General features: G+C 57.5%; 27 protein-coding genes and 1 pseudogene. 19 read left to right on the forward strand and 9 right to left on the reverse strand.

Annotated elements, in window-relative coordinates; genetic code table 11:
- Positions 1 to 60: 60 nt before the first annotated feature.
- Positions 61 to 1,344, reverse strand: a complete 1,284-nt coding sequence (gene eno / locus NW849_RS07690) for a phosphopyruvate hydratase (protein ID WP_414357009.1) — start codon at positions 1,342 to 1,344, stop codon at positions 61 to 63.
- 238 nt (positions 1,345 to 1,582) lie between these two features.
- On the reverse strand, positions 1,583 to 2,257 hold the full coding sequence (ntcA, locus tag NW849_RS07695; protein ID WP_011434093.1) for a global nitrogen regulator NtcA: 675 nt from the start codon (positions 2,255 to 2,257) through the stop codon (positions 1,583 to 1,585).
- 301 nt (positions 2,258 to 2,558) lie between these two features.
- Between ntcA and NW849_RS07700 the strand changes: the two genes are divergently transcribed.
- Positions 2,559 to 4,364: a M61 family metallopeptidase gene (locus NW849_RS07700; RefSeq protein ID WP_414357011.1), complete on the forward strand. Its 1,806-nt coding sequence runs from the start codon at positions 2,559 to 2,561 to the stop codon at positions 4,362 to 4,364.
- Between the two features lie 25 nt (positions 4,365 to 4,389).
- Positions 4,390 to 5,694: a hypothetical protein gene (locus tag NW849_RS07705; RefSeq protein WP_414357013.1), complete on the forward strand. Its 1,305-nt coding sequence runs from the start codon at positions 4,390 to 4,392 to the stop codon at positions 5,692 to 5,694.
- Between the two features lie 22 nt (positions 5,695 to 5,716).
- On the opposite strand, the gene NW849_RS07710 is transcribed toward NW849_RS07705, so the two are convergent.
- Positions 5,717 to 6,604, reverse strand: a complete 888-nt coding sequence (locus tag NW849_RS07710; protein ID WP_414357015.1) for a hypothetical protein — start codon at positions 6,602 to 6,604, stop codon at positions 5,717 to 5,719.
- A 328-nt stretch (positions 6,605 to 6,932) separates the two neighbouring features.
- Here NW849_RS07710 and psbV point away from each other — a divergent pair, with 328 nt between their 5' ends.
- Positions 6,933 to 7,475: a photosystem II cytochrome c-550 gene (psbV, locus tag NW849_RS07715; RefSeq protein ID WP_414350243.1), complete on the forward strand. Its 543-nt coding sequence runs from the start codon at positions 6,933 to 6,935 to the stop codon at positions 7,473 to 7,475.
- A gap of 173 nt (positions 7,476 to 7,648) precedes the next feature.
- Complete coding sequence (locus NW849_RS07720; protein ID WP_414357017.1) at positions 7,649 to 7,939, forward strand: hypothetical protein; 291 nt, start codon at positions 7,649 to 7,651, stop codon at positions 7,937 to 7,939.
- Between the two features lie 36 nt (positions 7,940 to 7,975).
- On the opposite strand, the gene NW849_RS07725 is transcribed toward NW849_RS07720, so the two are convergent.
- The 3 genes from NW849_RS07725 to NW849_RS07735 are packed head-to-tail and all read right to left on the reverse strand — an operon-like array spanning position 7,976 to position 8,942.
- The gene (locus tag NW849_RS07725; RefSeq protein WP_414357019.1) at positions 7,976 to 8,137 is read right to left on the reverse strand and encodes a hypothetical protein; all 162 of its coding nucleotides are present in this window, start codon (positions 8,135 to 8,137) and stop codon (positions 7,976 to 7,978) included.
- The gene (locus NW849_RS07730) at positions 8,112 to 8,342 is read right to left on the reverse strand and encodes a hypothetical protein (RefSeq protein WP_414357022.1); all 231 of its coding nucleotides are present in this window, start codon (positions 8,340 to 8,342) and stop codon (positions 8,112 to 8,114) included. Before NW849_RS07730 ends, NW849_RS07725 begins: the two co-directional genes overlap by 26 nt.
- A gap of 30 nt (positions 8,343 to 8,372) precedes the next feature.
- Positions 8,373 to 8,942, reverse strand: a complete 570-nt coding sequence (locus NW849_RS07735) for a hypothetical protein (protein WP_414357024.1) — start codon at positions 8,940 to 8,942, stop codon at positions 8,373 to 8,375.
- 137 nt (positions 8,943 to 9,079) lie between these two features.
- Between NW849_RS07735 and mnmE the strand changes: the two genes are divergently transcribed.
- From mnmE to gpmI, 4 genes are all read left to right on the forward strand, one after another.
- Positions 9,080 to 10,459, forward strand: a complete 1,380-nt coding sequence (gene mnmE, locus NW849_RS07740) for a tRNA uridine-5-carboxymethylaminomethyl(34) synthesis GTPase MnmE (RefSeq protein ID WP_414357026.1) — start codon at positions 9,080 to 9,082, stop codon at positions 10,457 to 10,459.
- Between the two features lie 99 nt (positions 10,460 to 10,558).
- Complete coding sequence (gene dps, locus NW849_RS07745) at positions 10,559 to 11,059, forward strand: DNA starvation/stationary phase protection protein Dps (RefSeq protein ID WP_414344460.1); 501 nt, start codon at positions 10,559 to 10,561, stop codon at positions 11,057 to 11,059.
- Between the two features lie 39 nt (positions 11,060 to 11,098).
- Positions 11,099 to 11,617: a tetratricopeptide repeat protein gene (locus tag NW849_RS07750; RefSeq protein ID WP_011434229.1), complete on the forward strand. Its 519-nt coding sequence runs from the start codon at positions 11,099 to 11,101 to the stop codon at positions 11,615 to 11,617.
- 214 nt (positions 11,618 to 11,831) lie between these two features.
- Positions 11,832 to 13,424, forward strand: a complete 1,593-nt coding sequence (gene gpmI / locus NW849_RS07755) for a 2,3-bisphosphoglycerate-independent phosphoglycerate mutase (RefSeq protein WP_414357029.1) — start codon at positions 11,832 to 11,834, stop codon at positions 13,422 to 13,424.
- A gap of 14 nt (positions 13,425 to 13,438) precedes the next feature.
- On the opposite strand, the gene NW849_RS07760 is transcribed toward gpmI, so the two are convergent.
- Positions 13,439 to 13,753 carry a hypothetical protein gene (locus tag NW849_RS07760; protein ID WP_414357032.1) on the reverse strand — a complete coding sequence of 105 codons (315 nt, stop codon included), beginning with the start codon at positions 13,751 to 13,753 and terminating at the stop codon, positions 13,439 to 13,441.
- A complete protein-coding gene (locus NW849_RS07765) occupies positions 13,750 to 14,337 on the reverse strand; it encodes a DUF3177 family protein (protein WP_414357034.1) in 588 nt (195 codons plus the stop codon). Before NW849_RS07765 ends, NW849_RS07760 begins: the two co-directional genes overlap by 4 nt.
- A gap of 517 nt (positions 14,338 to 14,854) precedes the next feature.
- Between NW849_RS07765 and NW849_RS07770 the strand changes: the two genes are divergently transcribed.
- The 8 genes from NW849_RS07770 to NW849_RS07805 all read left to right on the forward strand — a co-directional run bounded on the left by NW849_RS07770 (position 14,855) and on the right by NW849_RS07805 (position 20,792).
- Entirely contained in the window at positions 14,855 to 15,259 is a 405-nt protein-coding gene (locus NW849_RS07770) for a hypothetical protein (protein WP_238376806.1), read from the forward strand.
- Between the two features lie 5 nt (positions 15,260 to 15,264).
- Entirely contained in the window at positions 15,265 to 16,011 is a 747-nt protein-coding gene (gene atpB / locus NW849_RS07775; RefSeq protein ID WP_414330483.1) for a F0F1 ATP synthase subunit A, read from the forward strand.
- 221 nt (positions 16,012 to 16,232) lie between these two features.
- A complete protein-coding gene (atpE, locus tag NW849_RS07780; protein WP_235280127.1) occupies positions 16,233 to 16,478 on the forward strand; it encodes an ATP synthase F0 subunit C in 246 nt (81 codons plus the stop codon).
- A gap of 102 nt (positions 16,479 to 16,580) precedes the next feature.
- Positions 16,581 to 17,054, forward strand: a complete 474-nt coding sequence (locus NW849_RS07785) for a F0F1 ATP synthase subunit B' (RefSeq protein WP_414349846.1) — start codon at positions 16,581 to 16,583, stop codon at positions 17,052 to 17,054.
- Between the two features lie 35 nt (positions 17,055 to 17,089).
- On the forward strand, positions 17,090 to 17,653 hold the full coding sequence (locus tag NW849_RS07790; RefSeq protein WP_414357036.1) for a F0F1 ATP synthase subunit B: 564 nt from the start codon (positions 17,090 to 17,092) through the stop codon (positions 17,651 to 17,653).
- A 20-nt stretch (positions 17,654 to 17,673) separates the two neighbouring features.
- Positions 17,674 to 18,222 carry an ATP synthase F1 subunit delta gene (atpH, locus tag NW849_RS07795; protein ID WP_414357038.1) on the forward strand — a complete coding sequence of 183 codons (549 nt, stop codon included), beginning with the start codon at positions 17,674 to 17,676 and terminating at the stop codon, positions 18,220 to 18,222.
- A 43-nt stretch (positions 18,223 to 18,265) separates the two neighbouring features.
- Entirely contained in the window at positions 18,266 to 19,786 is a 1,521-nt protein-coding gene (gene atpA / locus NW849_RS07800) for a F0F1 ATP synthase subunit alpha (protein WP_414357040.1), read from the forward strand.
- Between the two features lie 61 nt (positions 19,787 to 19,847).
- A complete protein-coding gene (locus tag NW849_RS07805; RefSeq protein ID WP_414330493.1) occupies positions 19,848 to 20,792 on the forward strand; it encodes a F0F1 ATP synthase subunit gamma in 945 nt (314 codons plus the stop codon).
- 5 nt (positions 20,793 to 20,797) lie between these two features.
- On the opposite strand, the gene NW849_RS07810 is transcribed toward NW849_RS07805, so the two are convergent.
- Positions 20,798 to 22,507: an ABC transporter permease gene (locus NW849_RS07810; protein WP_414357042.1), complete on the reverse strand. Its 1,710-nt coding sequence runs from the start codon at positions 22,505 to 22,507 to the stop codon at positions 20,798 to 20,800.
- A 184-nt stretch (positions 22,508 to 22,691) separates the two neighbouring features.
- On the opposite strand from NW849_RS07810, the pseudogene NW849_RS07815 reads away from it, so the two are divergent.
- From NW849_RS07815 to NW849_RS07825, 3 genes and pseudogenes are all read left to right on the forward strand, one after another.
- Positions 22,692 to 23,668: pseudogene (locus NW849_RS07815) on the forward strand (RNA-guided endonuclease InsQ/TnpB family protein).
- Positions 23,669 to 23,886: 218 nt separating this feature from the next.
- On the forward strand, positions 23,887 to 24,840 hold the full coding sequence (gene era, locus NW849_RS07820) for a GTPase Era (RefSeq protein WP_414357043.1): 954 nt from the start codon (positions 23,887 to 23,889) through the stop codon (positions 24,838 to 24,840).
- A gap of 244 nt (positions 24,841 to 25,084) precedes the next feature.
- A complete protein-coding gene (locus tag NW849_RS07825; protein ID WP_414357044.1) occupies positions 25,085 to 26,212 on the forward strand; it encodes an aromatic ring-hydroxylating oxygenase subunit alpha in 1,128 nt (375 codons plus the stop codon).
- Positions 26,213 to 26,268 lie beyond the last annotated feature (56 nt).

Consider the following 26,268-nt stretch of genomic DNA (forward strand, 5'->3'; position numbering starts at 1 on the left):
CCAGGAACTTCTTGAGTTTTCTCTATCTCGTCAGTGCTCTCTTTTGGCTCAAATGAAAGATCAACACAACCTAGGACCCAGGCCCACCCGACCGGCATAAACTGCCGCTTCCCCCAGCTCGTCTTCGATGCGCAGCAGTTGGTTGTACTTGGCAATGCGCTCGCTGCGGCAGAGGGATCCGGTTTTGATCTGCCCGGCACGGGTGGCCACCGCCAAGTCGGCAATGGTGGTGTCTTCCGTCTCGCCAGAGCGGTGGCTGATGATGGTGCGAAAGCCGGCTTGAACTGCCAATTGGATGGCCGAGACGGTCTCCGTCAGGGTGCCGATTTGGTTGGGCTTGATCAAAATGGCGTTGGCGGCGGCGCTGTCGATACCCTTTTGCAGGCGGGTCAGGTTGGTTACAAACAGGTCATCTCCCACCAGCTGTACCCGGGATCCCAGTTGAGCGGTCATGGCTTGCCAACCGGCCCAGTCTTCTTCCGCTAGCCCATCTTCAATGGAAAGGATGGGATAGTTGGCCAGCAGTTGCTGGTAGTAAGCCACCATATCAGCCGTGCTGTGGGCTTTGCCCTCAAAGTGATATTGCCCATCCTGCAGCAGCTCGTTGGCGGCCACATCCAAGGCCAAGGCGATATCTGCTCCCGGTTTGTAGCCTGCCTGTTCAATAGCCGTCATCAGCAGATCCAAAGCCGCCGCATTGGAGTCGAGATCAGGAGCAAACCCCCCTTCATCCCCCACACCGGTGGACAGCCCCTTCTGCTGCAGCACTTGTTTTAGTACCGCAAACACCTCAGCCCCGTAGCGCAGCGCCTCGCGAAAGCTGGCCGCTCCAATGGGCACAAGCATAAATTCTTGAATATCGACGTTGTTGTCGGCGTGGGCGCCGCCGTTGAGCACGTTCATCAGCGGCACCGGCAGCAGGTTGGCAAAGGGCCCCCCCAGGTATTTGTAAAGAGGCAAGCCCACTGCTTCCGCAGCCGCTTTGGCTGTCGCCAGAGAAACTGCCAAAATAGCGTTGGCCCCCAGGCGGGACTTGTTGGGGGTGCCGTCCAGGTCGATCAGCAACTGGTCAATACGGGCTTGGTTGAGGGCATCTTCTCCCTGCAGCTCCGACTGGATGGGGCCAAGGATGTTTTCCACCGCCCTCAGCACGCCCTTACCGCCGTAGCGTTTGGGATCCCCGTCCCGCAGCTCGTGGGCCTCGAAGGTGCCGGTCGAAGCACCGCTGGGAACCTGCGCCAAGCCCGTTGCCCCATTGGCTAGACCCACCAGGGCCTCTAAGGTGGGACGCCCTCGCGAGTCGAGGATCTCATGGGCGGTAATCCACTCGATGGCTGTTTCCACAGTTACACCTCAGCAATTGGCTAGATAGCTCTGGCCAAAGCCAGATCCCCCCATAGACTAGTAGGTTTTTGCCCGCGATCCGGTCAGCTTCCAGAAAACTTTAAGTCTGTCCTTCGGGCACAGAGATTCTTCAAGGCTGCAGCAGTAGATTGAACATAGGCCGGCCAGAGCTTCAACCAACCATCGAGCGGGGTTTGCCTAGGCAGGGTGCTGCTCAGGAGGTGTTCTCCTCTTCCTTCTAGGCAAAGCGATGGCTCAGCCGCATCGGGTCGTGTACGGTGATCTTCTTCTTGTGAATGGAGATGTACTTCTTCTTGCGCAGCTCTCCCAACAGGCGGGTGATGGTGACGCGGGTTGAGCCAATGGCCTCGGCAATGGCCTGGTGAGACAGCTTGAGATCGATGGTGACCCCATCTGGGCCAGGCACTCCGAAATCGCGACAGAGGATCAACAAAAAGCTGACCAGACGGGATCCCATGTCGCGATGAGCCAGTGTCTCGATCATCATCTCCGTTTGCAAAATGCGGGACGACAGGCTTTTAACCAGCAACATGGCCAGTTCGGCGTTCTCCTGCAAGGATTTTTCCACCTGCTCGATCGGCAGAGAGAGCAACTCAGTAGGCGTAAAAGCCACCGAGTGATAAAAGCGATCAGAGCGCTGTCCTGTGATAAAGGAGAGCACGCCGAAGATGCTGTTTTCGCGTAGGAGGGCGACGGTGATTTCCTCCCCCATTTCGTAGACCCGCGAGAGCTTAACGGCTCCCTTCACCAAAAAGTAAACCCGCTCCGCCGGATCCCCTGGAAAAAAAATGGTCTTCCCGCGCTCAAACGTTTCGATAACCGGAGGATGGTGAGGGCCTCCCAATTGCTTGAAGGCTGTGATCAGAGATTTTTCCGCTACGGCCACCGCCATACTCATCAACCTTTTAAGGTCAGTTTATACCTAAGATCAACCTATTAAGATCAATCTAGAAGCATTAGGCTAGGTTGCAACCCCTTGACTTCAGAATCGATGATGATACCAAGATTTACCCTAAAGTAGAAGGTTCTGCCCAGGCATCTTTGTAGCACGTGCTACATTTTTGAGTCTCGTTTTTGCCCCAGAAAGGGATCCCCAACCGAAAGCAGGGGTTAGGATAAGAGCCATTGTCGCTGGGGGTTGCATCGGCCCTTGGCGGTAGAGAGTGGAGTGGGTTGGAACATTCTATCTATCTATGGGGAGCCCGGAGGCTGTTGTTGCTGAACCTTCTCGGCTGAGCCGCCAGCATTTCACGGTGCGGATGCCGGATCCGGCCAATCACCTCCTGGAGGTGGAGCTGCTGCTCCGAGAGGTGGAGCCAAAGATGCCTTTGCGGCTGCGGCTGCCGGTGTGGACGCCGGGATCCTACTTGGTGCGGGAGTATGCCCGTCATGTGCAGGAGTTTCAGGCGGCAACTGAGCAAGGGATCCCTTTGGCCTGGCGGAAGGTGGATAAGAATACCTGGCAAATCGATCCGCCGGGTTCTTCTGCTGTGAAGGTGTGCTATCGGGTCTATGCCTATGAGCTGACGGTGCGCACGAACCATCTGGATTTGACCCACGCCTATTTCAACGGGGCAGCGCTCTTCCTCTACGTGCCCGGTCGCGAGCGGGAACCCTACACTTTGACGGTGATCCCCCCCAAGCCGGATTGGCACATCGCCACCAGTTTGCGGCCTTTGATCTCCTCTTCTGGGGATCCCGCTTCCGGCCAGTCTTTTGTGGCAGAGGACTATGACGAGCTGGTGGATAGCCCGGTGGAGGTGGGTCCACATCGAGTGCAATCGTTTGAGGTGGAAGGGATCCCCCATTACTTTGTGGTTTGGGGGGTGGGCACTCTGGATGTGGAGCGGGCTGTCGCTGATGCTAAGGCGATTGTCAAAACCACAGCCGCGTTTTTCGGTGGGCTACCCTACGACCGCTACTGGTTCATTGTGCATTTGTCGCCGGGAGGATTTGGTGGCCTTGAGCACAAGTACAGCACCACCCTTCTTTACTCTGGGCTGGAGCTGCATCAGCCGGAGTCCTATCGGCGCTTTTTGTCTTTGCTGGCCCACGAGTTGTTTCATGCCTGGAATGTCAAGCGTCTGCGTCCGCTGGCATTGGAAAAGATCGACTACAACCAAGAAAACTATCTGGAATGCCTGTGGTTTTGTGAGGGAGCGACCAGCTACTACGAAAATGTCATCTTGTTGAGGGCAGGGATCCTCAGTGCCGGCGATTTCTTGAAGATTCTTTCCGAACAGATTGGCCGCTTGCAGCGTACTCCGGGCCGGGCCGTGCAATCGCTGCGGGAGTCCAGCTTCGATACCTGGATCAAACTCTACCGCCCCCACGAAAACACCCTCAACAGCCAGGTTTCTTATTACTTAAAGGGGGCTTTGGTCTGTTGGCTGCTGGATCTGCACATTCGCCACCTTTCCGGCGGTCGGGGATCCCTGGATACAGCTTTGCAGGATCTGTGGCAGCGCTTTGGTCGGTCAGGGAAGGGCTACAGCGACCAAGACTTGCGGGAGGCGTTTGAGCGGGCAGCTGGTGCCGATCTTGGCCGGTTTTTCGCAGCCTATGTGGAAGGCACGGAAGAGCTAGACTACAACACTTACCTACACCCCTTTGGCCTCACCCTTAAAGCCCACTTCAGCCGCCCCAACCCCATCCCATACCTGGGCCTCAATTTCAACGGCGAGGGCAATCGCATCAGCGCAGTAGAGATGGGATCCCCGGCGCAAAAAGCAGGCATCTGGGCCGGCGATGAGCTGGTGGCCCTGGATGGGTTCAAGGTGAGCGCCGCCAACCTGACAGAACGCTTGACAGCCTATCAGCCCCACCAGATCATCTGTTTAAGCGTCTTTCAAGCGGACCAGTTGAAACACTTTTGGATCCCGTTGGATCCCCCTCGGCCTGATGTCTATAGGTTGGAGGTATTGCCTGAGCTGACTCCTGCTCAAGAGGCTCTTCAGCAAGGCTGGCTGGGATCCCTTGTTGTCTTGAAAGAAAAGTAACGGTAATGAAGGGCAGGAGCATCTGATGGACTTAGTTTTGGTTTTATTGATTGGGGTAGCTATTGGTTTCTCGGCAGGTATTTACGTTGCTCGCCAGTATGGGGCAAATCCTAAACTGGAGATCTGGAAACGAGAGATTATCAGAGAGATATCTTCACAGCTAAGCCAACACAGCCAAGAACTCAACGACGCGAACAAAGCGCTAATCAAATTGAGCGAAAGATTGGCAGACAAAATCTCTCAAAAGTTACAGGCTGCCCAAGATAATCTTGAAGAGTTTAAATTTCGCCTTGCCGATAACTGTCAAAGCTTGCTACAAGATTGGAGTAGAGACCTTCTACAGGCTATATCTGTAAAGTTAGCTGAACATGATGAGCAGCTAAACAATCAGCAAGTCATCCTGGAAAACTTAGTGAAAGAAACCGAATATACTTATCAGCAACTACAGGTTGCTCTTCAAAATTCTCACGGATTAGAGATATTTCAAACTACAGATCAGGACTCCCAGAATGATCAGGCTATTCAGGTTATTGATAAAGCACCAGATCCTGAGCCAATAGACGACGTGCCAAGAGATAAAGATGGGACAGCTACTGTTGATATATCAAAGATAGAGTCGTTCTTAAACTCAAAAAACATAAAGATAAAAAGCATAGCTGTGGGAGAGAAAGAGGGAAAGCTAGATCAAATAGCTACCTTTATGGGCAGCCGATACTCTTCGATTAAAAGATTTTATGGAACGATTAAATCAAATATGAATAGCGGGAGTTCCTTCTCCCTAAACCTTAGAGACGAACCTCCACAAGTAATCAGTTCAACTTGCCAAGTTGCTAAGGAGTTACACGGCATCGCATTTTTGGAAGAGTACAGATACTTTAAGGCGCCCAGATGCCTTTTGGTAGCGAGACCCAGTAGGTCGCCTCAGGCGCTGAATTTTCTGGCAGGGAACTGGCTGGAAAGATATGTCAGGGACAAGCTGATTCGCCTTACTGCAGCTCACACGGGAGAGATCAGTTTCTCTTACATCGCGAATGCCCAAGTTACTTTGTCGAACGGGGCTGATTTTGAGATGGATCTTTTCTTCCATATCAATGATAAATTCTACTGGGTGGAATCGAAGACAGGTGAGTACCAAGATAAAATACAGAAATACTCCAGGATCGCTGATGAACTCGGTCTTCAGAGAAGCCAAGCTTTCATGGTTTTAACTGATGTTAGCCAGGATATAAGAAGTAGTCTTTCTTCCCTCTATCATCTGTCAGTGATCGGTGTTGACGAGGTTGAGGCTACCTTTGATGGGATCCTGAAGAGCCATCTCCATAAAGTCTGAAAAAGTCCCAGAGAGCATCAGCTCAGGCCACAATCTTGACGGCTTGTTCCATACACCACCAGGGATCCTCGGCAAAAGCCGGCATGGGAGTGCTGCCTGCCTTGCCCAGAACGGCCAGCCTTACCTCTCGATCTAGACGGGATCCGGCCCCGTAGGGATCCTCGGAGGGGGGCTCCAGCCGTTGCCCCAGGGGAGGCATCACCATAATGCCCGGCTGCATGCTGGTGCCGCTGACCCAGATTTTGAAGTGATCCACCGCTACGTTCGTTCCTTCTGGCAGTTGCATCTGCAGCAAGTAGCGGGGGCCAGAGCCGATCAGCAGGCTCTCATTGGGGCGCAAGCGGGCAGGCAGATCTGGTTGATAGGGGTAAACCAAGTCCACGCTGTACCGCCGCTCGTCAAAGACGGTGACATAGACATGCACCGGGGTGGGGGCTCTGTTTCTCAGGGCAATGGCCAGGTTGCGGCCCGCTTGGATTTGTACTTGTCCCTGGGGATCCCGCGGCAGAGGGCTCACTTCGGCAGGGGCAGAGCTGCTGGCCGGGGTTTCCAGTTGGAGAAATTCCACTTCCAAGATGCTGCTCAGCGCATCGCTGGGAGGTTGCAGATTCAAGAGGTTGCCGAAAGCGGCCACGTGCTCCAACAGCCGCACCAGCTTGCGAGGCAGGGCCTGTAGCTTTTTCACCGGGATCCGGAAGGCCGCCAGAGCCACCTCTTCCCCCCGACGGTAAAAGTGATAAATGGCATCGGGCAACAGCTCTACCCGCAAGTCTGCTGCTTCCGGATCTGTGTAGGCCAGAAGCGGTGAGGCCGGCAAAGCCGCCAGCAAATTGGCAACAGGCATTTGGATCTGACTGGGATCCGCACAGGTGAAAGCCACCCGCAACGGCTGGAATCGGACAGAGGACATGGGGGCAATCCTGCAAAAACCTGGAACGGAGTCTGCCGTATTCTCCTGCTGTGAGGTTGCCGGGCAAGCAAGCCAAGCTCTATATTACCTGCTCAGTTCTCCCCACCTCGACCGGGCTGTGGCCAAGTCAGCTCCCGGCCAACAGACCCCCAACAGGCCACAGCTCCGTAATCAAACTTAACACCAAAGGCAAATGGAACCGATTGGGAAACCATCTCGGATCCCATCTGCAAATGATCTCTTGATGGTCTATTCTTGATCCTGTTGTCGGGTTTGCGGCTGGAGTGGAGCCCACCTCTCCTCTTTCTAGACTGATCTACGGAGAACCATGTTTAGCAAAGCTTTTTCTGTTCAGAAGGTGTTTGTGCCAGCGCGTCGTCGGTTGCTTGTCCTGCTGTTGGCTGTGTTGATGGCTGGGTTTGGCTGGGGTCTGGCTCCAGTGTTTGCAGCTAAGGATATTCCTGCGGTGGCTCTGTCGCCAACCGAGTCCATTACCTTTACCGAGGCCCAGTTGGCCAAAGGGAAGAAGTTATTCAACACCGCGTGCGCCCAGTGCCATGTGGGCGGTCAGACCTATCCCAACCCAGACGTAAGCTTGAAGCTTTCGGATCTGGAGGGGGCAACTCCCCCACGGGATAATGTGCTGGCAATCGTGGACTACATCAAGAATCCGGTCACCTATGACGGGGTGGAGTCTCTGTTGGAGTATCACCCCAACACCCAGCTCACCAGTGAGTATCCCCGTCTGCGCAACCTCACCGACGAGGATCTGAAGCTGATTGCGGGCTACATTCTGGTGCAGGCCAAGACTGTTCCCGGCTGGGGCGGTACCAAGAACGAAAGCCACAGCGACCTATCGGCCTATCTCTAGGTCTGGATCGGAAGTTGCCTATGAGATGTCGGATCCCGTCTCGCCTCTAGGCCTAGGTCGGGATCCTGGCCTTGTTGTGGCTGGGGCTGGCCAGTCCGGTGGCGGCTCGCATTCATCCTTACCAAGAAAACTGGGTTTAGGGAACTGCCCCGCAAGGGGGAATGCCTGGGGAGATGAGCACCGCTGTCGTAGAGGGGCAGCCCAACACGGTAAGTGCTGTCGCAGAGCCAGGAACCAGAATCTCCTGCCTTTGGGCAGGGGAGTATGTCAAGGATGTCAAAAATCGTTTTCAGTCCGCCTGCTCGAATTGTCATGTGGGCGGTGCCACCTTGTCGGCTCCCAACATTTCCCTCTCTTTGAAGGACTTGCGCGGTTCTACTCCACCCCGAGATACCCTTCAAGCCTTGATGAAGTACCAGCGGGATCCCCGTAGCTACGATGGCTCGGATTCTATCTATGAATGACGTCCTGTGCCCCCTTCCTGGATGGACAACGAAGCCCTAAGAAATCTGGCTGCCTTTATTCGTTGAAGACCTTTCCGTATAGTCCAGCCATCCGGTGAATAAACTCCAACTGGCATCGCGAATGGCCTTGGCCAAGTGGTGGTTCCTCACCAAGTTGCGCACCGGCAAGTCCTCATACGCCACAATGTCGTGAGACAAAGCGCTCCGCGTCGCCGTAGGCGAGTACCACGCACCGGGTCACCTTGATGACACAGTCTCTGCGCTGGCGCTGGACTTTGAGATGCACCTTGCCCAGTCGCTTCCTCTGCTTTGGGTAGTTCTTAGATTGGGGTTTGATCCCCTTCCTATACTTCCGACTTAACCTCCGCTGGTGTCGCTTCAACCTCCTCTTGGCACGACGCAAGAATTTGGGGCACTCTACCTTGTTAGTGCATCAAGCCCACATCCAGCCCCGCCACCTGGCCGGTGGACTCCACCTGCTCCTGACGCTCCACGTCCAGGCAGAACTGGGCGTAGTAGCCATCGGCTCTCCGCACCACCCGCACCGGTTGATTTTCAGGGTGAGGATGTCCTGCCGCACCTCGCCGTTGCAATACAGAGCAAAGGTGCCTGCTTGGAAGCCATCTGTGAAGGTGAGGGACATCCTATCTGCTGCCAGCTTCCAGCCGGAGACTTTGTACTCCACAGAGCGACAGTGTTTCTGGAACTGGGGACAGCCTTTTTGGGCTTCCTGGTTCTGGCAGCGGCGGTAGAAGGTGGAGATGGCAGACCAAGCTCGCTCCGCGCTGGCTTGTCGGGCAGAGGAGTTAAGCTTCTGGGCGAAGGGGAACTCTCTGGCCAAGTTCTTGCAGAGGGCATAGAGGGCAGCTCTGCCAACCCCCTGGTTATCCATCCAGTGGCGCAGGCATTTGTTGCGGATAAACTGGGCAGTGCGGATGGCCTCGTCCAAGGCTTGGTACTGCTGGGCTGTGCCGTTGAGGAGCTTGGCTTCTGGAACGCGCATGGGCACACTTTAGCGCAGGTCTAACGAGATAAAAGTCGTCCTAGAAGGGCAGGGCTTTAAACCCAGTTTTTTGGTAATCGGTGGATGCCGATCTGTAATCCAACGGCTGCTCGAACTCCCTCAGGGCTTCATTCAAGATGGATCCGACTGCCCCACTGGCCGATACGATCGCTGCTATTGCCACTGCGGTAGTGCCTGAACAGGGCAGTGTGGGGATTGTGCGCCTTTCCGGGTCACGATCCCTTTCCATTGTCCAAGCCATCTTCACCCCTGCCCGCCGCAACGCAGTCTGGGAGAGCCATCGGCTCCTCTACGGCTGGATCCACGATGAGAAAGGCCAAATTCTAGACGAAGCGCTGGCCGTTTGGATGCAAGCCCCCCGCTCCTACACCCGCGAAGATGTGGCAGAGCTGCATTGCCACGGTGGCATCATGGTGGTTCAGGCCACGTTGCAACAATGCCTGCGGCAGGGGGCGCGGTTGGCCCAGCCGGGGGAGTTTAGCCTGCGCGCTTTTCTGAATGGCCGCATTGACCTCACCCAGGCCGAGAGTGTGGCCGATCTGGTGGCGGCCCGCTCCCCTCAGGCAGCCCGGATGGCCTTGGCGGGCTTACAGGGCAAGCTAGGGGGATCCATTCGCGCCCTGCGCCAGGAGCTGCTGGGTTTATTGGCAGAAATTGAGGCTCGCATCGACTTTGAAGAGGATCTGCCCCCCTTGGACGTTGCCGCTTGGCAGGCCCGGCTCCAAGCTATTCAAGCCCAGATGCAAGCCCTGCTGGCCACGGCAGAACGGGGACAACTGCTGCGCACCGGGGTGAAGGTGGCCATTGTCGGGAGGCCCAATGTGGGCAAGTCCAGCCTGCTCAATGCTTGGTCAGGACAGGATCGGGCCATCGTCACCGATCTGCCCGGCACCACCCGCGACGTGGTGGAATCCCACCTGGTGGTAAAAGGGATCCCCGTTCAACTGCTGGACACTGCCGGCATCCGCGCCACCGAAGATCCGGTGGAACGGCTGGGGGTGGAGCGCTCCCAACGCCTAGCCCAGGCTGCCGATGTGCTGGTACTGGTCATCGACGCCCAAGCGGGCTGGACGGCTGCCGACGCCGCCATCTACGAGTCGATCCGCCATCGCCCCCTCATCCTGGTGATCAACAAAACCGACCTCGCCCCGCCAGAGGGGATCCCTCTCCCCCCCGAGATTGCCCACCGCGTCCCCACGGTTGCCGCCCAAGGGAAAGGGATCCCGGAGCTGGAAGAAGCCCTGGAGCAGCTTGTCACCCAGGGACGTCCCCAGCCCAATCTGGAGATAAGCCTGAACCAGCGGCAGGCCGCTGCCCTCCGACAAGCCCAAGCCAGCCTGGAACAGGTGGGGCAGGCCATCCAAGCTCAGCTCCCCCTGGACTTTTGGAGCATCGACCTACGGGGCGCCCTACATGCCCTTGGCCAGATCACCGGCGAGGAGATCTCGGAATCGGTGCTGGATCAGATCTTCAGCCGCTTCTGCATCGGTAAGTAGCCCCCTAACTCATACTCATTTTGAGTTTGTGTTACTATGGGCTCAGTTGGGAAGCCGAAGCGGATCCCCGATAATGGAAACACAGTTAGGAGGTTGGCCATGGTTACCGCCGAGAAAACCCGTCTCTACCCCACCCAGATCGATTTGCCAGCAGAGGCTCGCGCGCAACTGGTGGAGCTGCTCAACCAGTCCTTGGCAGACACGTTGGATCTGAAGACGCAGGTGAAACAGGCCCACTGGAACGTTAAAGGCATGCACTTCATCGCCTTGCACGAGATGTTCGACACTTTTGCCAGCACCCTGGAAAACTACGTGGACATGCTGGCGGAACGGGTTACGGCGCTGGGGGGCATTGCCCGCGGCACCGCTCGCATCGTTGCCCAAACCTCCACCTTGCCGGAGTACGATCTGGCCGCTGAAGAGGGTCGGGATCACCTGCAGGCTTTGGCAGCCCGTTACGCTCAATATGCAGCTTCCGTCCGCCGCAACATTGACCGCACCACCGAACTGGGGGATGCCGACACAGCAGACCTGTTCACCGAGATCTCGCGCCAGATTGACAAAGATCTTTGGTTTATCGAGGCTCACCTGCAGGCGTGACGCCAGCGAGGCCAGTCACAGGCAAGTGGATCAAGCAAAATGGGCGTTAACGTTCCCCTCCTGTATTTGGTGGCTCTGGCCAGTATCCTCGGCGTGGCGGGCTTCTTTGTCCTGCGGGAGGTGCTGCGGGTACGGGCCCAGGAAAAGGTCATCCGTGAGCTGCAGCCCCGCCTGAGCAAAGGCAAGGGATCCCCGCAGGAGCACTACGAGTTGGGCAGCGTCTATTTGCAAAAAGGCCTCTACGACCAGGCGGTTGCCCAGCTCAAAAAAGCCCTAGAAGTGGCTGGGGAGAACATTCCCCCCGTCTGCAACGCCCTCGGTTTTGCCTACTTCAGCCAGGGGCAGTACGACTTGGCCATCCGCTACTACAAGGATGCCGTGGCTGCGGATCCCGGTTATGTAACTGCTTGGAACAATCTGGCCCATGCCTATGAGAAGAAAAATCTCTATGGCCCAAGCCTGGAAGCTTACGAAACTGCCCTGAAGTTGGATCCCCGAAATGCCATTGCTAAGCGGCGCTCGGAGTCTCTGCGCAAACGGTTGCAGCCCAGCCCTTGAGGATCCCATCTGCAATTCCATCCGCAGAAATCCTCTTGACCGCGGCACAGTTGTCCATAGGAGTTGGCGCTAAAGACTCCATCCTGCCTCTATAGGCACCTCCTTATCCTCTCAAAAGAAGATTGAAATATTGAAATCTTGAGCGTAAATGTAAGATCCGGTATCGTGTTGCCTGGGCTGGTATTATGTCTTAAATAAAACGAGAGGCCATTTCATGGATTCGCAATCGGTAGCACCTGTGGTTTTGGTGATCCTGGATGGCTGGGGTTATCGGGATGCTCTCGATGGCAACGCGGTGCTGGCTGCGGAAACCCCTGTCCTGGATAGCCTTTGGGCTGCCTATCCCCACACCCTGCTGCAAGCTTCGGGTCGGGCCGTGGGCCTGCCGGCAGGACAGATGGGCAACTCTGAAGTCGGGCACCTGACCTTGGGGGCAGGGCGGGTGGTGCCGCAGGAATTGGTGCGCATCAGCGACGCGATAGAGACAGGATCCCTTTTCCAGGATCCCTTGTTGATGCAAGTTTGTCGCCAGCTCAGAGAGCGAGGGGGCCGTTTTCACTTCGTTGGCCTTTGCTCCGAGGGGGGGGTTCACTCCCACATCGACCATCTCTATGGGTTGCTCAAGCTGGCGGCCCAGGCTGAGATTCCGGCCTATGTCCACGCCATCACCGATGGCCGCGACACCTTGCCCCGCGATGGTGCCAGGGTTCTGGCCGCCCTGGAAAAAGAGCTGCAATGGCTGGGCAATGGCGTCATCGCCACCCTGAGCGGACGCTACTACGCCATGGATCGGGATCGCCGTTGGGAGCGCACCCAAAAGGCCTACGAGATCATGACCCAAGACGGCCCTGGCCGTGGACAAAGCGCCGCGGAGGTGATGGAAGCTTTCTATGCCCAGGATCTCACAGACGAGTTCATCCCGCCCACCCGCCTGGCTCCGGGGGCTGTGCAGCCGGGAGATGCGGTGCTTTTCTTCAACTTCCGCCCAGATCGCGCCCGCCAACTTACCCAAGCCTTTGTCTGCCCAGACTTTTCGGGTTTTCAGCGCCCCTTGCTGCCGGATCTCACCTTCATCACCATGACTCAGTACGAGGCGGATCTGCCGGTGCAGGTGCTGTTCAAGCCCCAGAACCTGAATCACCTGCTGGGCCAAGTGGTGAGCGAGGCCGGCCTCAAGCAATTGCGCATTGCTGAGACGGAAAAATACGCCCATGTCACCTACTTCTTCAACGGCGGCATTGAGCAGCCCTTCCCCGGTGAGGATCGCATCCTGGTGCAAAGCCCGCTGGTGACCACCTACGACCAGGTGCCAGAGATGTCGGCAGTGGAAGTGACCGACAAAGCGATAGAGGCCATCGCCCGCCGCGAATACAGCCTGGTGGTGCTCAACTATGCCAATCCCGACATGGTGGGCCACACCGGCAACTACGAAGCCACCATCCGCGCTTTGGAGACGGTAGATCGCTGTTTGGGCAGGTTGCTGGCGGCAGTGGTGGATGCAGGAGGCACCACTTTGATCCTGGCGGATCACGGCAATGCCGAGCTGATGTGGGATGAGAACGGCAACCCCTGGACGGCCCACACCACCAACCCCGTTCCCTGCATTTTGGTGGAGGGGGAAAGGCGTAAAATCCCCGGCTGTGGCGGCGATGTCAAGTTCCGCTCCGACGGCACTTTGGCCGACGTGGCCCCCACCCTCCTGGAGATCTTGGGCCTGCCTCAACCTCCCGAAATGACAGGACGCTCGCTTTTGCAGCCGGCAGAATATACCATTCTCCAGCGGCAACCCAGTCCTGTGGGGCGGTAGGTGCCAGGGATCCCTTACTCCGCCACCGGGATCCCTTCTTGAGCCAGCCATGCCGTCAGCTCTCCCCAGGTGCGATAGACGGCCAGAACCCGTGAGCGCTCGGGGTGATAGGGGGCAGCCAAGCGCTCCAACTGCAGGAAGCGAGCCTGAGGGAGGATCACCGCCGCCTCGGGGTCGCTGGGGGTAGCTCGCCTCAAAGAGCTGCTGTAGCCTCGGTAGATAAGAACCAAGTCCATTTCTCCCTCGCTTTCCACCTCAACCCGGAGCACCTCCTGCGGGTGGTCTTGGCTGTAGCGCTCCAAGGCCAAGGGCCAAGGCAGGGCCTTCATGCTTCTTGTTCCCCCTTATCAGTTCCAGGCCGCAGCCGCCAGACGAAATAGACGCTGTAAAGCAAGTAGGCCACCAGCCCCCAGGCCCCCACACTTCCCAACAGCTCCGGCGGCACCTGGGGATGGAAGATTTCCCGAAACCCCAGCGGTGGCCCAAACCAAGCCCGGCACTCCTCTGGCAGAGAAGTGCGGAAAGCACAGGGCACAAAGGCCCCCGAAAAGAGGATCCCGGCCCCCATGTAGCCGGTCAAGCTCCACCGCCAGAGCCGAAAGATCCGCGCCGCCCAGGTTCTCGACTGCTCGAGAGCAGCACTCCAATCCCGCCAAAACCAAAGACAGATCAAGATCAGGAGTCGTGCCATCGCCCCGCTGAGAAAGCTGACGGGCAGGCCCCCAATCATCAGGTACACCGTCACCGCCAAGAGGCTCGATACCCGCCAGTAAACGATCAAGAGCTGAATCAAGGGCCGCAACCCCACCGCAAAAGCCCAAATCAGCAGCAGCAATGGCATCACCACCGTCAGCGCCACTGCCAAGCGGTAGTCCAGCCAGATTGCATCCACCAGCCAACTCTGGGGAGTCATCCCCACCCTCTGCCACTCCTGCCCCTTAGTATATGAAACCTGGGGGATCCAGGACGGGACACAGAGAGTTACGGAATGTTAACGCCTGCTGACCATCCCCAGCAAAACTTTACACCAGACAGCTTTCAGAAAGTTTTCCATTTTGCCGCTACCGATCCCCGAAAGTGGTAGATTCTTAGCTAGCTCCTCAGAGGAGTATCCCTGTCGTTCGGAAGGCCAGCTGCCTGTCTGAGCGACCAGCGGAGTCTCCTTCAGACCTTGGCCCAACTTAATCTCATTAAGTATTGTTACTTAATCGTGTTATCTTGGGTTAAGGTCAAACCTTGAGAGGCATGACCTCGAAACCATGGCCCGTTCTTCCAGACTCCTCTCTCACAGTTCTACCCGTTGGAAGGCGACCCAGTGGAAGCCCAGACCACTGCCTCCCTTGGAGAATGCACCTCCTTCTCCGAAGCGGGAGGAAGAGACAGGGGATCCAGTTGCGTCAGAGCCACCCCTTGCCCTGGGGAAGCCCGATTTGGCGAGGAAGGTGAAGGGTGGAGCTAGGGGGGCAGCAGTTGCTGGCAGCGGGAGCTATGAAGCGCTGCAGCTGTGGCTGGTGCTGGTTACCTTGGGGGTAAGTCTGGCCATTGCCGTGGGAGTGGCCCTGGTTTACTCTCTGGGGGTAGCTGCCAACTACTTGCTGGGGGCGGTTGTTGGCGTGGTTTATCTGCGCATGCTGGGCCGCGGCGTAGCGGAGCTGGGCAAAAGCCGCAACCGTTTGGGGGTGACGCGTTTGGCTCTGTTTGTCGGGCTGATCGTTTTAGCCACTCAGGTGAAGTCTTTACAGATATTGCCCATTTTCCTGGGGTTCATGACCTACAAGGTCACCCTGCTCATTCATCTTGTCCAGACCTTGACCCGTTCATCTTCTTCTGTGTGATGCCCATGAACCTGTCCTTCTCCTCTCCTCCTCTTTTGGCAGAACTCGAGGTCGGCCATCACCTTTACTGGCACCTGGGCAAATTCACGGTTCACGGGCAGGTTTTGATCGCCAGCTGGATCGCCATTGCCCTGATCTTGACGGTGGTCATTTTGGGCACCCGTCAACTGCAGCGGGAGCCGGCTGGCCTGCAAAACTTTGTCGAGTATGCCCTGGAATTTGTGCAAAGCATTGCCCGAGCCCAGATTGGCGAGAAAAACTTCCGGCCCTGGGTACCCTATGTCGGCACCTTGTTCCTGTTTATCTTTGTCTCCAACTGGATGGGCAACCTCTTCCCGTGGAAGCTGATTCCTCTGCCGGAAGGGGAGCTGGCCTCTCCCACCAACGACATCAACACCACTGCTGGCTTGGCGCTGCTTACCAGCATCATGTATTTCGTAGCCGGCATCAGCAAGCGGGGGCTGTCTTACTTCAAAAAATACATTGAGCCTACCCCGATTCTGCTGCCCATCAATGTTTTGGAAGATTTCACCAAGCCCCTCTCCCTGAGTTTCCGTCTGTTCGGCAACATCCTGGCCGAAGAGCTGGTGATAGCGGTGTTGGTGTTGCTGGTGCCTCTGTTTATCCCAGTGCCGGTGATGATTTTGTTTCTGTTTACGGGGGCAATTCAGGCTTTGATCTTCTCAACCCTCTCGGCAGCTTACATTGGAGAGGCGCTGGAAGGTCATGGAGGAGGGGATCACCACGATTGATCCCGCTGGTCGGTCGATCCATCTTGAACCTTTTCGGGAGGATCATCTCAAATGGGTCAGCGCAAGGGATCCCTTCTTTTGGTAAGGTTTGTTGGGGCTGACAGATTGGTTCTGAAAGCCGCCGACAAGGGAGTGATTTGAGGCTGTAGTGTATCAGACCCGATCACCTCTGAAGCTCAAGAGACGTTGTTGTTGTGTCAATCACCAAGGAGCATCTCACTATGGATCCGTTAACCTCTGCTGCTTCTGTTCTGGCTGCTGCTCTGGCCATTGGTCTGGGATCCCTGGGTCCTGGGATCGGACAGGGGAACGCCGCTGCTGCTGCGATGGAAGGGGTGGCCCGCCAACCGGAGGCGGAAGACAAGATCCGCGGCAACCTGCTGGTTAGCCTGGCCTTCATGGAAGCTCTGACCATCTACGGCTTGGTGGTGGCTTTGGTGCTCTTGTTTGCCAACCCCTTCGCCTAGTGTCCTACGGGGGCGGGCCGCAGCGATGGCCGAGGTGAGCCATATCCGCCCCCCAACCCGGCCTGACGGTAGACCTAAGTTTCTGTTGGGGTCATAACACCCATGCTCTTCCAAACTCTATTGGCTGTTGAAGCGGCTGAAAAAGGTGGTCTTTTCGATCTGGATGCCACCCTGCCCCTGATTGCCATTCAGTTTTTGCTGTTGGTGGCAGTGCTCAACTCCCTCTTCTATGAGCCGGTTACGCGGGCTATCGACAGCCGCAGCGACTACATCCGCACCACTCAAGCGGAAGCCCAAGAGCGGTTGGACAAGGCGGTGTCGTTGACCCGACAGTATGAGTCTGAGATCAGCCAGGCCCGCTTGCAAGCCCAGCAGGTGATCGCTGAGGCAGAGGCTGCAGCTGCTCGCATTCGTTCCGAGAAACTGGCTGCTGTGCAGGCAGAGATCCAGCAGAAGCTGGAGGCGGCGCGGCTACAGGTCGAGCAAGAGAAGCAGGCAGCCCTCGAACAGCTGCAGCAGCAGGTGGATGCCATTGCCGCCCAGATTACCCAGAAACTGTTGGGCAGTGCTCGTTAGATCGCTGGTTGGAAGTACTTTTGGAGGAGCTTGCGATGCCTGTGTGGAGTTGGGTGGCCGGTTGGATCTTGGCTGTGGCCGAGACCACGGAGCTACTCCCAGAAGCCAAGGCAGGAGAGGGGGATCTCTTGGCCAAGATTCTCGAGAGCAACCTGATCAACATCGCGATCATTCTCACCTTGCTGTTTATCTTGGGTCGCAAAGTGGTGGGAGAAGCCCTGGCCAAGCGGCGGGAGGGGATCCTAGAAGAACTGCGGCAGGCGGAGCAGCGCAAACAGGAAGCCATCGAGAAGCTGGCGGATCAGCAGCAAAAGCTGGCCCAGGCTCAGCAGGAGGCTGAACGTATCCGCAAGCAGGCGGAAGCCAACGCCGAAGCCCGTCGGCAAGAGTTGTTGGAGCAGGCGGAGCGGGAAGTTGAGCGGCTGCGGGCCAATGCCGAGAAAGAGTTGTCTAGCGAGCAGGAGCGGGTTTTTCAGGAGTTGCGTCGGCAGATCGTTCGCCAAGCCTTGAGCAAGGTGGAGCAGGAGCTGCCGCAGCACCTCAACGAAGAGACCCACCGCAGCCTGATCGAGAAAGGGATCCAAATGATTGCCCGCTAACTCTCAAGGAGGAGAAAGGTATGATCAGCAGCACAATGGCTGAGAAGGTGGTGGATCCCTATGCCGAGGCTCTCATTGCTCTTGGGTCAGGCCAGGGATTGCTGGACACTTTTGCCGCCGATATGCGCTTTATTGCCGAGGTTTTGCGGGCTACGCCGGAGCTGGGCCAGTTTCTCGCCAACCCGGTGATCAAGGCCGAGGCCAAAAAGAACCTGCTGCAGCAAGTATTTGCCGAGCAGATCCACCCTCTGCTGCTCAATGCTCTGCAGTTGTTGACCGACCGCCGCCGTATCATGTTTCTCGGGGCCGTCTGCCAGCGCTTTTTGGATCTGCAACGGAAGCTCCAGAACATTGTCCTGGCCGAAGTGACGACGGCGATACCCTTGACGGAAGCTCAGCAGCAGTCAATTCGCGAGCGGGTGATGGACTTCACCCAGGCCAGCGGTGTGGAGTTGCAAGCCACTCAGGATCCGGAGCTGCTGGGAGGGGTGGTCATCAAGATTGGATCCCAGGTGATCGACCTCAGCTTGCGTGGACAGTTGCGCCGGCTTGCCTTGCAGTTGGCCTAAGTTGGTTTTTGAGGATCCCTTCCCATTACTTGAGAGGACTGCTATGCCTACCATTCGCCCAGACGAGATTAGCACCATCATCAAACAGCAGATTGAGCAGTACAACCAGGAGATGCAGGTCTCCAATGTGGGGACAGTTCTGCAGGTGGGGGATGGCATTGCCCGCATCTACGGTTTGGATAAGGTGATGGCCAGCGAGCTGCTGGAATTTGAGGATGGCACCACCGGTATTGCCCTCAACCTGGAAGAAGACAACATCGGTGCCGTGCTGATCGGCTCCGGGCGGAATATCCAAGAGGGATCCACCGTCAAATCTACGGGCAAGATTGCCAGCATCCCGGTGGGGGAAGCCCTCTTGGGCCGCGTGGTGGATCCCCTGTGCAACCCCCTCGACGGCAAAGGCCCGATCCAGTGTACGGAGTCTCGCCTGATCGAATCTCCGGCACCTGGCATTGTCGATCGCCGCTCTGTGTACGAGCCCCTGCAAACCGGCATTACCGCCATCGATGCCCTGATCCCCATCGGGCGGGGGCAGCGGGAACTGATCATCGGCGACCGCCAAACCGGCAAGACCACCGTTGCTGTGGACACAATCCTGAACCAAAAAGGGCAGGATGTGATCTGCATTTACGTGGCCATTGGTCAGAAGCAGAGCACCATCGCCCAGGTGGTGGGCATCCTGACCGAGCGAGGGGCTATGGACTACAGCATTGTGGTGGCTGCCGGCGCCGATAGCCCGGCCCCGTTGCAGTGGCTGGCCCCCTACTGTGGCGCCACCATTGCTGAATACTTCATGTACCAGGGCAAACACACCCTGGTGGTCTATGACGATCTCTCCAAGCAGGCGGTGGCCTATCGGCAAATGTCGCTGCTGCTGCGCCGTCCACCCGGTCGGGAAGCTTATCCTGGGGATGTGTTCTACCTGCACTCGCGGCTATTGGAGCGAGCCGCCAAGCTGAGCAGCCAACTGGGAGAGGGATCCATGACGGCACTGCCGATCGTGGAAACCCAGGCCAATGACGTGTCGGCCTACATTCCCACCAATGTTATCTCCATCACCGATGGGCAGATCTTCTTGGAATCGGATCTGTTTAATGCCGGCATCCGCCCGGCCATCAACGTCGGGATTTCCGTCAGCCGCGTCGGCTCTGCGGCTCAGACCAAGGCGATGAAAAAGGTGGCTGGCTCCATCAAGGTGGAACTGGCCCAATTTCGGGATCTGGAAGCCTTTGCCCAATTTGCCTCTGACCTGGATGAGGCCACCCAAAAGCAGTTGGCCCGCGGCCAACGGCTGCAGGAGTTGCTGAAACAGCCGCAATACTCTCCCCTGTCTCTGGATCAGCAGGTGGCCATTATCTATGCGGGAACACGAGGCTATTTGGATGACATTCCGGTGGAGAAGGTCTCCAGCTTCAAGCAGGGCCTTTTGGCTTACCTGGGCACCACCCATCCCAAGTACGGCGAGATCGTCCTCTCCACCAAGCAGCTCACCGACGAGGCAGAAGAAATCCTGAAAACGGCCATCACAGAGTTTAAGCAGAGCTTCGTGGCCAAGGCAGCCTAGCCTGACGCGGATCTCTCCTGGCCCGGATCCCTGTCGACCACCAAAATAGAGGGAGTAGGTTATGGCAAACCTCAAGCGCATCCGCGATCGCATCAAGGCGGTGAAAAACACCCGCAAAATCACCGAGGCCATGCGGCTGGTGGCAGCAGCCCGAGTGCGCCGCGCCCAAGAGCAAGTGATGGCCACCCGTCCCTTTGCCGACCGACTGGCCCAGGTTTTCTATCGGCTGCAAACTCGGCTGCGGCTGGAAGATGTCAACTTGCCTCTGCTGAAGCAGCGCCCCATTCAGACGGTAGGGCTGTTGGTGGTGGCCGGGGATCGGGGCCTGTGCGGAGCCTACAACGCCAATGTGATCAAGCGCACCGAAGAGCGCGTCCGCGAACTGCAGGAGACGGGACAGCAGGTGCAGCTTTACCTGGTGGGCCGCAAGGCGGTGCAGTATTTTCAGCGGCGCTCCGCTCCCATCGCCAAGACCTACGTGAATTTGTCTCAGATCCCCACGGCGGCTGAGGCTGCCCAGATTGGGGATCAGCTCCTCTCGGCCTTCTTGTCGGAGAAGGTGGACAAGGTAGAGCTGCTCTATACCCGCTTTGTCTCTTTGATCAGCTCCCGTCCGGTGGTGCAATCCCTGTTGCCCCTCGATCCGTCGCGGTTGGCCACTCAAGACGATGAAATTTTTCGTCTTTTGGTGCGGGGCGGAGAGTTTACTGTCGAGCGCAGCAAAGTCATCGCAGCGGTCTCGGCCCCACCTCAGGACATGATCTTTGAGCAGGATCCCGTGCAGATTTTGGATGCACTGCTGCCGCTGTACCTGAACAACCAGTTGCTACGGGCCTTGCAGGAGGCGGCGGCCAGCGAATTGGCAGCTCGCATGACGGCCATGAACAACGCCAGCGACAATGCCAGCGAGCTTATCCGCACGCTGGGTCTTGCCTACAACAAAGCTCGCCAGGCGGCCATTACTCAGGAGATCCTGGAGGTGGTGGCCGGAGCAGAAGCCCTGTAGACTTCTCAGAGGGGATCCCCTGAGGAGCCGAGGTTGCGTTGTCGCGCCATCTGGGAGTTGAGCAGAATCACCGGCAAGATCCCCACCAAGACAATGGCCAAGGCCGGTGCCCCTGCTTCCGCCAGACGCTCATCGGCTGCCAAACGGTAGGTCTGCACCGCCAAGGTGTCGAAGTTGAAGGGCCGCAGCACCATCGTGGCCGGCAGCTCCTTCATCACATCCACAAATACCAGCAGCATGGCCCCCAAGATGCCACCGCTCATCAAGGGCAAATGCACCCGCCAGAGGGTACCCAGGGATCCCTGCCCCAGGCTGCGGGCTGCCTCATCCAAACTGGGGGGAATGCGCAGCAGCGTGGCCTCAACGGTGGCCAAAGAAACGGCCAAAAACCGCACCAGATAGCCGAACACCAAAGCCGTGAGGGTACCGCCGATCACCAGGCCGGGTGGCTGTTGCAGCACCACCTGCCGCAGGTAGCTCAGCAGTTGATCCAACCACCCTAGGGGAATCAGAACCCCCACCGCGATCACCACTCCCGGCAGCGCGTAGCCCAGAGAAGACAACTGCACCGCCAGCCGCAGGCCCCACGGGGATCCCCCCTGCAGCCGCAGCCCGTACAGCACCACCACCGACACGGAAACGGCAATGACAGCCGTGATGGTCGATAGCAGAAAGCTGTTCTGGGCGTAGCTCCAAAAGCGGCGACCCAGCTCCCCCTGGCGCAGGGTCATATTGAGCAGAATCAAGGCCGGAACGACGAAGCCCAGCCCAATTGGGATCCCACAGGCCAGCCAGGCCCCCACCGCCCGGATCCCCTGTAGGCGGTAACGGGTTGAGGTGGGTTTGAACCCTTGGCGATAGTAGCGCGCCCGTCGGCGGGAGAATTGCTCCACCGCCATCAGCAGCAGCACCAGCAGCAACAGCAGAGCGGAAAGCTGAGCCGCCGCCACCGGATTGCCCAGAGCCGTCCAAGTGCGGTAGATGCCTGTGGTGAAGGTGTCCACCCCGAAATAGCTGACCGTACCGAAATCGTTGAGGGTCTCCATCAAGGCCAGCAGACAGCCGGCCACAATGCCCGGTCGAGCTAACGGCAACGCCACTTTACGAAAGCTGGCCCAAGGCCCATAACCCAGGGAGCGACTCACCTCCAAACAGGCTACCGACTGTTCCTGAAAGGCCAACCGGGCCGAGAGATAAACATAGGGATAGAGGGTGAGGATCAGCAGCAGGATTGCCCCCCACAACGAGCGAATGTTGGGGAACCAGTAGTCGCCGATCCCCCAACCTGTTACCCGCCGCAGCCAGATCTGGAAACCGCCGGTTACCTGCAAAAAATCGGTGTAGGCGTAGGCCAACACATAGGTGGGGGCCGCCAGGGGCAGCACCAACATCCACTCCAGCCAGGCCCGCCCCCAAAACTGACACATGGTCACCAGCCAGGCGGTGCCACTGCCCACCAGGATGACCCCCACCGCCACCCCTGCCATCATCACCAGGCTATTGCGCACATAGAGCCCCAAGACGGTGTCGGCCAAGTGTTCCCAAACCTGCCGCTCGTCGGCAAAAAGGCTGAGCAGCACCGTCAGAGTGGGAATCAAAAGTAAGCCCGTCAATGCCAAGGTCAGCAGCGTCCAACTGCTGAGCCAGCGCGGCCAACCCCCCTTGAGAGGATGGTCAAGGCGTTTACCCAGATTCAGCCAAGTCAACTTTTCCATCAACTACAAAAGTGCTCCCCACCGCTGACGCGAATGAAACCTGCAGGATCTCGCAAAGACTTTTTCTTTACCATTTCCCAATTGTCAGCTAGAAGGCACAGGAGCCCTCCCCTCTGCCTACAGTGCAAGGACCGGGAGGAATTCGGAGTCATAATGAGTCATAATATAATAATATAACCTAACTATGACCCAAGTCCTGACCATTTCCTGCAAGCTCAAGGTGTCTGAGTCGCAAGCCGCAAAGTTGGACGCGACCTTGGATGCCTTCGGCCAAGCCTTGAACTGGGTCAACCAAAACAAACCCGAGAAGGTCGCCAACGCCGTCAAACTTCAATCTCTGGGCTACCACCAAATCCGTGCCCGGTTCGGCTTGTCCAGTAATTTGGCTCAACAGGTATGCAGACAGACAGCGTCTGCCCGCAAGGTGGCACAACAGAAAAACCGCCCGGTCAAAGCGTTCAAGGGTGGCTTTGCTACCTATGATGCTCGTATCTTTTCGTTCCGCGAGAAAGACTGGACGGTGTCGCTGACCACGGTGGAGGGTCGAGAACGCTTTGAGCTGGCAATCGGTCATTACCAGAGAGAACAGTTGGCGGGCTCCAATCCCAAATCTGCCACTCTGGTCAAGCGCAAAGGTTCCTACTCCATCCAGATTTGCGTGGAAGCAAAGCCACCAGAACAGCAGAACACCGCTCAGGTGCTGGGGGTGGATTTGGGAAGGACGGATATTGCCCATACGTCAGAGGGGGGCAACTGGAATGGACAGCAGTTGAACAGAGTCCGAGACCACTACTCCCGGTTGAGGGCGGTACTCCAACGCAAAGCCAGTAAGGGCACACGCAGTTCGCGGCGCAGATGCAGAGAACTGCTGCAACAGCTGTCTGGCAAGGAGAACTGAGACAGTTTCTAGAGTACAAGGCTCTGCGTGCAGGGGTTTCTCTGATCCTTGTTCCGCCTGCTCATACCTCGCAGAGCTGCCACCGGTGTCTGCACATTACATCCCGACCCTGCGCGATCCTATCGCAGTGGGAAGAAGTTTAAGTGTGAGCATTGTGGATGGGAAGGGGATGCGGACTTGAATGGGGCAAATATGATTGCACTTTTGGGGGCTGCTGTAAACCAGCCCAGAGGCTAAGCCTACGGCTTGCTTCGCGAACGTGATTGGCTTGCCAACTACAGGGCTACCGAAAGCTCGCTCTCTATATGTCAGCATGAGTGCGGGTGGTTTACTGAAGGCTATGGCAGAAGAAGAGCTACAAGAGCAAAGCGTCGGATCTTCCCACTCTCCTCCAGACGGTAGGGATCCCTCCCCTGAAGGACAAAGATCCGTTCACGCCGCTCGGACGGAGTCCTCGGCTTCTGAAGCACAAGCGGAATCGGTGCCCGATCCTATCAGCAGCGGGGGCGGGGAACTGTCTGCCATCCCGGTTGCCCCGCCGGGGTTTAAGTCGGGATTTGCAGCGCTGATCGGGCGGCCCAATGTGGGCAAATCCACCCTGCTCAATGCCCTGGTGGGACAAAAGGTCGCCATCACTTCTCCCGTGGCCCAGACCACCCGCAACCGCCTACAGGGGATCCTCTCTCTGCCGGAAGCCCAGATCATCTGGGTGGATACCCCTGGCATTCACAAGCCCCACCACCGCCTGGGGGAAATTTTGGTACACAACGCCCAGGCAGCCATTGCCGCTGTGGATGTGATCCTCTTCGTGGTGGATGGATCGGTGCCGGCAGGACGGGGGGATGCTTTTATTGCCGAGCGGATCCCTGCCGCTTCCCCCTGCCTGATCGTCTGCAACAAAGCGGATCTGCTGCCTCGGGATGTTGCCGTGCGCCAAGCTCACCAGGAGAGCTACCAAGCCCTACGCCCCGGCGCGCCCGTGGTTTGGGTGTCTGCCCTGGATCCCAGCCGTTTGACGCCTCTGATCCAGGCCACCATCGACCTGCTGCCCACCGGCCCCTACTACTACCCACCGGATTTGGTGACGGATCAGCCGGAGCGGTTCATCATGGCGGAGCTGATCCGAGAACAGGTGCTGCTGCAGACCCGCGAGGAAGTGCCCCATTCGGTGGCCGTGACCATCGACCAGGTGGAAGAAACCCCCAACGTCACCCGCATCCTGGCCACCCTCTATGTGGAGCGGGACTCCCAAAAGGGGATCCTCATCGGCAAAGGGGGGGAAAGGCTCAAGCAGATCGGCCAGGCAGCCCGCCTGCAGATTCAAAAGCTGATCCTGGGCAAGGTGTACCTGGAGCTGTTTGTCAAGGTGCGGCCCCACTGGCGGCGCTCTGAGCACCTTCTGCGCGACTTGGGCTATAGCGCTACGTCCCCCTAGCGGGAATAAGCCATTTGCGTCAGCAGGACGGAGTTCTTATGCCCCCCTCTCCCCTTGTGGGTAGGAGACTGGGGTATTTGCGCGAGCAGCACAGCGTGCTTGGGGGGAATGCTTCAAAAATGCCTTAAAAATGCCTTGGATCTGCTTGGAATAGATGCCGGATGGGATCCCTGCGTTAGCTTGGATAGCAAAGCCTTTGGAGTTCAACGGCAGTTTTTCCCATCTTGCTTTGCTGCCCCGCGCTATGACCGCTTTCTATCCCGCTACGGTTCAACCCGGCGCCCGCACCCTGCCTGGCCACTACTATGTTTCTTCCAGCCGCTTTGAGGCGGAGATTGAGCAGATTTTTTATCGGCAGTGGTTCTGCGTGGGGCGCAGTGCCGATCTGGCCCAACCTGGAGACTTTTTGCAGGTGCAGGTGCTCAGGGAAAGCCTGATCCTGGTACGGGATCCCAAGGGGCAAGCCCATGCCTTCTTCAACCACTGTCGCCATCGAGGAACCCGACTCTGCAGTGAGCCCCAAGGCCATTTTGCCGATGGGATCCTTTGCCCCTACCACGCCTGGCGCTATGGGCTGGACGGGCAATTGTTGGCAGCTCCCCAGATGCACGAGGTGGAAGACTTTCGCCGTGAAGATTATCCCCTCCACTCCGCTGCCTTGGCAGAATGGGAAGGCTTTGTCTGGGTCAATCTCAGCCGCCATCCTCAGCCCTTCGACGAGGTTTTTGCCCCATTGCAAGGCCGCTTCCGAGAGTGGAACCTGTCTGCTTTGCGGCGAGGTCATCGTATTGAATACAACGTTCAGGCCAACTGGAAATTGCTGTTTGAAAACTACTCTGAGTGCTACCACTGCCCCCTCATTCACCCGGAATTGGCCCGTCTTTCGCCGGCTCGCAGCGGTCGCAACGACCTGATGGAAGGCCCCTTTTTGGGCGGCTACATGTTGCTCAATCCAGATGTGACCAGCCTAAACATGAGTGGCCAACGCAGCTTGCCCCTGATCTCCACCGTGCGCGGAGAAAACCAACGGCGAGCCTACTACTACACCCTTATGCCCAATCTATTCTTGAGCCTGCAGCCGGACTATGTCATGACCCACACCCTGTGGCCGCAGGGATCCGACCGGACGCGGGTTGTCTGCGATTGGCTGTTTGAGCCGGAGACCTTGGCGCTGGATGGTTTTGATCCCAGCGAGGTGGTGGAATTGTGGGATCGCACCAATCGACAGGATTGGCACCTGTGCGAGCTCACCCAGCAAGGGGTGGGATCCCGTGCCTATGAAGCAGGGCCTCTTTCCCATGCAGAAGGGTTGCTGCAAGCCTTTGGGCGGGAATACCGCCGGCAGATGCAGGAGCATGACTCTAGTCAATGATACGCTGGACTATACTGAAAATAATGTACAGTATGTTCAGTATGGCTGCTTGGTAT

Origin of the sequence: Synechococcus sp. R55.3, from assembly GCF_047461975.1 — a bacterium.
Classification (GTDB): domain Bacteria; phylum Cyanobacteriota; class Cyanobacteriia; order Thermostichales; family Thermostichaceae; genus Thermostichus.

What these genes read in the sequence shown, in the direction of transcription:
- ntcA (WP_011434093.1), bottom strand. Translation starts at nt 2,257, where the DNA reads ATGGCGGTGGCCGTAGCGGAAAAATCTCTGATCACAGCCTTCAAGCAA.
- NW849_RS07700 (WP_414357011.1), top strand. Translation starts at nt 2,559, where the DNA reads ATGGGGAGCCCGGAGGCTGTTGTTGCTGAACCTTCTCGGCTGAGCCGC.
- NW849_RS07705 (WP_414357013.1), top strand. Translation starts at nt 4,390, where the DNA reads ATGGACTTAGTTTTGGTTTTATTGATTGGGGTAGCTATTGGTTTCTCG.
- NW849_RS07710 (WP_414357015.1), bottom strand. Translation starts at nt 6,604, where the DNA reads ATGTCCTCTGTCCGATTCCAGCCGTTGCGGGTGGCTTTCACCTGTGCG.
- psbV (WP_414350243.1), top strand. Translation starts at nt 6,933, where the DNA reads ATGTTTAGCAAAGCTTTTTCTGTTCAGAAGGTGTTTGTGCCAGCGCGT.
- NW849_RS07720 (WP_414357017.1), top strand. Translation starts at nt 7,649, where the DNA reads ATGAGCACCGCTGTCGTAGAGGGGCAGCCCAACACGGTAAGTGCTGTC.
- NW849_RS07735 (WP_414357024.1), bottom strand. Translation starts at nt 8,942, where the DNA reads ATGCGCGTTCCAGAAGCCAAGCTCCTCAACGGCACAGCCCAGCAGTAC.
- mnmE (WP_414357026.1), top strand. Translation starts at nt 9,080, where the DNA reads ATGGATCCGACTGCCCCACTGGCCGATACGATCGCTGCTATTGCCACT.
- dps (WP_414344460.1), top strand. Translation starts at nt 10,559, where the DNA reads ATGGTTACCGCCGAGAAAACCCGTCTCTACCCCACCCAGATCGATTTG.
- NW849_RS07750 (WP_011434229.1), top strand. Translation starts at nt 11,099, where the DNA reads ATGGGCGTTAACGTTCCCCTCCTGTATTTGGTGGCTCTGGCCAGTATC.
- gpmI (WP_414357029.1), top strand. Translation starts at nt 11,832, where the DNA reads ATGGATTCGCAATCGGTAGCACCTGTGGTTTTGGTGATCCTGGATGGC.
- NW849_RS07760 (WP_414357032.1), bottom strand. Translation starts at nt 13,753, where the DNA reads ATGAAGGCCCTGCCTTGGCCCTTGGCCTTGGAGCGCTACAGCCAAGAC.
- NW849_RS07765 (WP_414357034.1), bottom strand. Translation starts at nt 14,337, where the DNA reads ATGACTCCCCAGAGTTGGCTGGTGGATGCAATCTGGCTGGACTACCGC.
- atpB (WP_414330483.1), top strand. Translation starts at nt 15,265, where the DNA reads ATGAACCTGTCCTTCTCCTCTCCTCCTCTTTTGGCAGAACTCGAGGTC.
- atpE (WP_235280127.1), top strand. Translation starts at nt 16,233, where the DNA reads ATGGATCCGTTAACCTCTGCTGCTTCTGTTCTGGCTGCTGCTCTGGCC.
- NW849_RS07785 (WP_414349846.1), top strand. Translation starts at nt 16,581, where the DNA reads ATGCTCTTCCAAACTCTATTGGCTGTTGAAGCGGCTGAAAAAGGTGGT.
- NW849_RS07790 (WP_414357036.1), top strand. Translation starts at nt 17,090, where the DNA reads ATGCCTGTGTGGAGTTGGGTGGCCGGTTGGATCTTGGCTGTGGCCGAG.
- atpH (WP_414357038.1), top strand. Translation starts at nt 17,674, where the DNA reads ATGATCAGCAGCACAATGGCTGAGAAGGTGGTGGATCCCTATGCCGAG.
- atpA (WP_414357040.1), top strand. Translation starts at nt 18,266, where the DNA reads ATGCCTACCATTCGCCCAGACGAGATTAGCACCATCATCAAACAGCAG.
- NW849_RS07805 (WP_414330493.1), top strand. Translation starts at nt 19,848, where the DNA reads ATGGCAAACCTCAAGCGCATCCGCGATCGCATCAAGGCGGTGAAAAAC.
- NW849_RS07810 (WP_414357042.1), bottom strand. Translation starts at nt 22,507, where the DNA reads ATGGAAAAGTTGACTTGGCTGAATCTGGGTAAACGCCTTGACCATCCT.
- NW849_RS07825 (WP_414357044.1), top strand. Translation starts at nt 25,085, where the DNA reads ATGACCGCTTTCTATCCCGCTACGGTTCAACCCGGCGCCCGCACCCTG.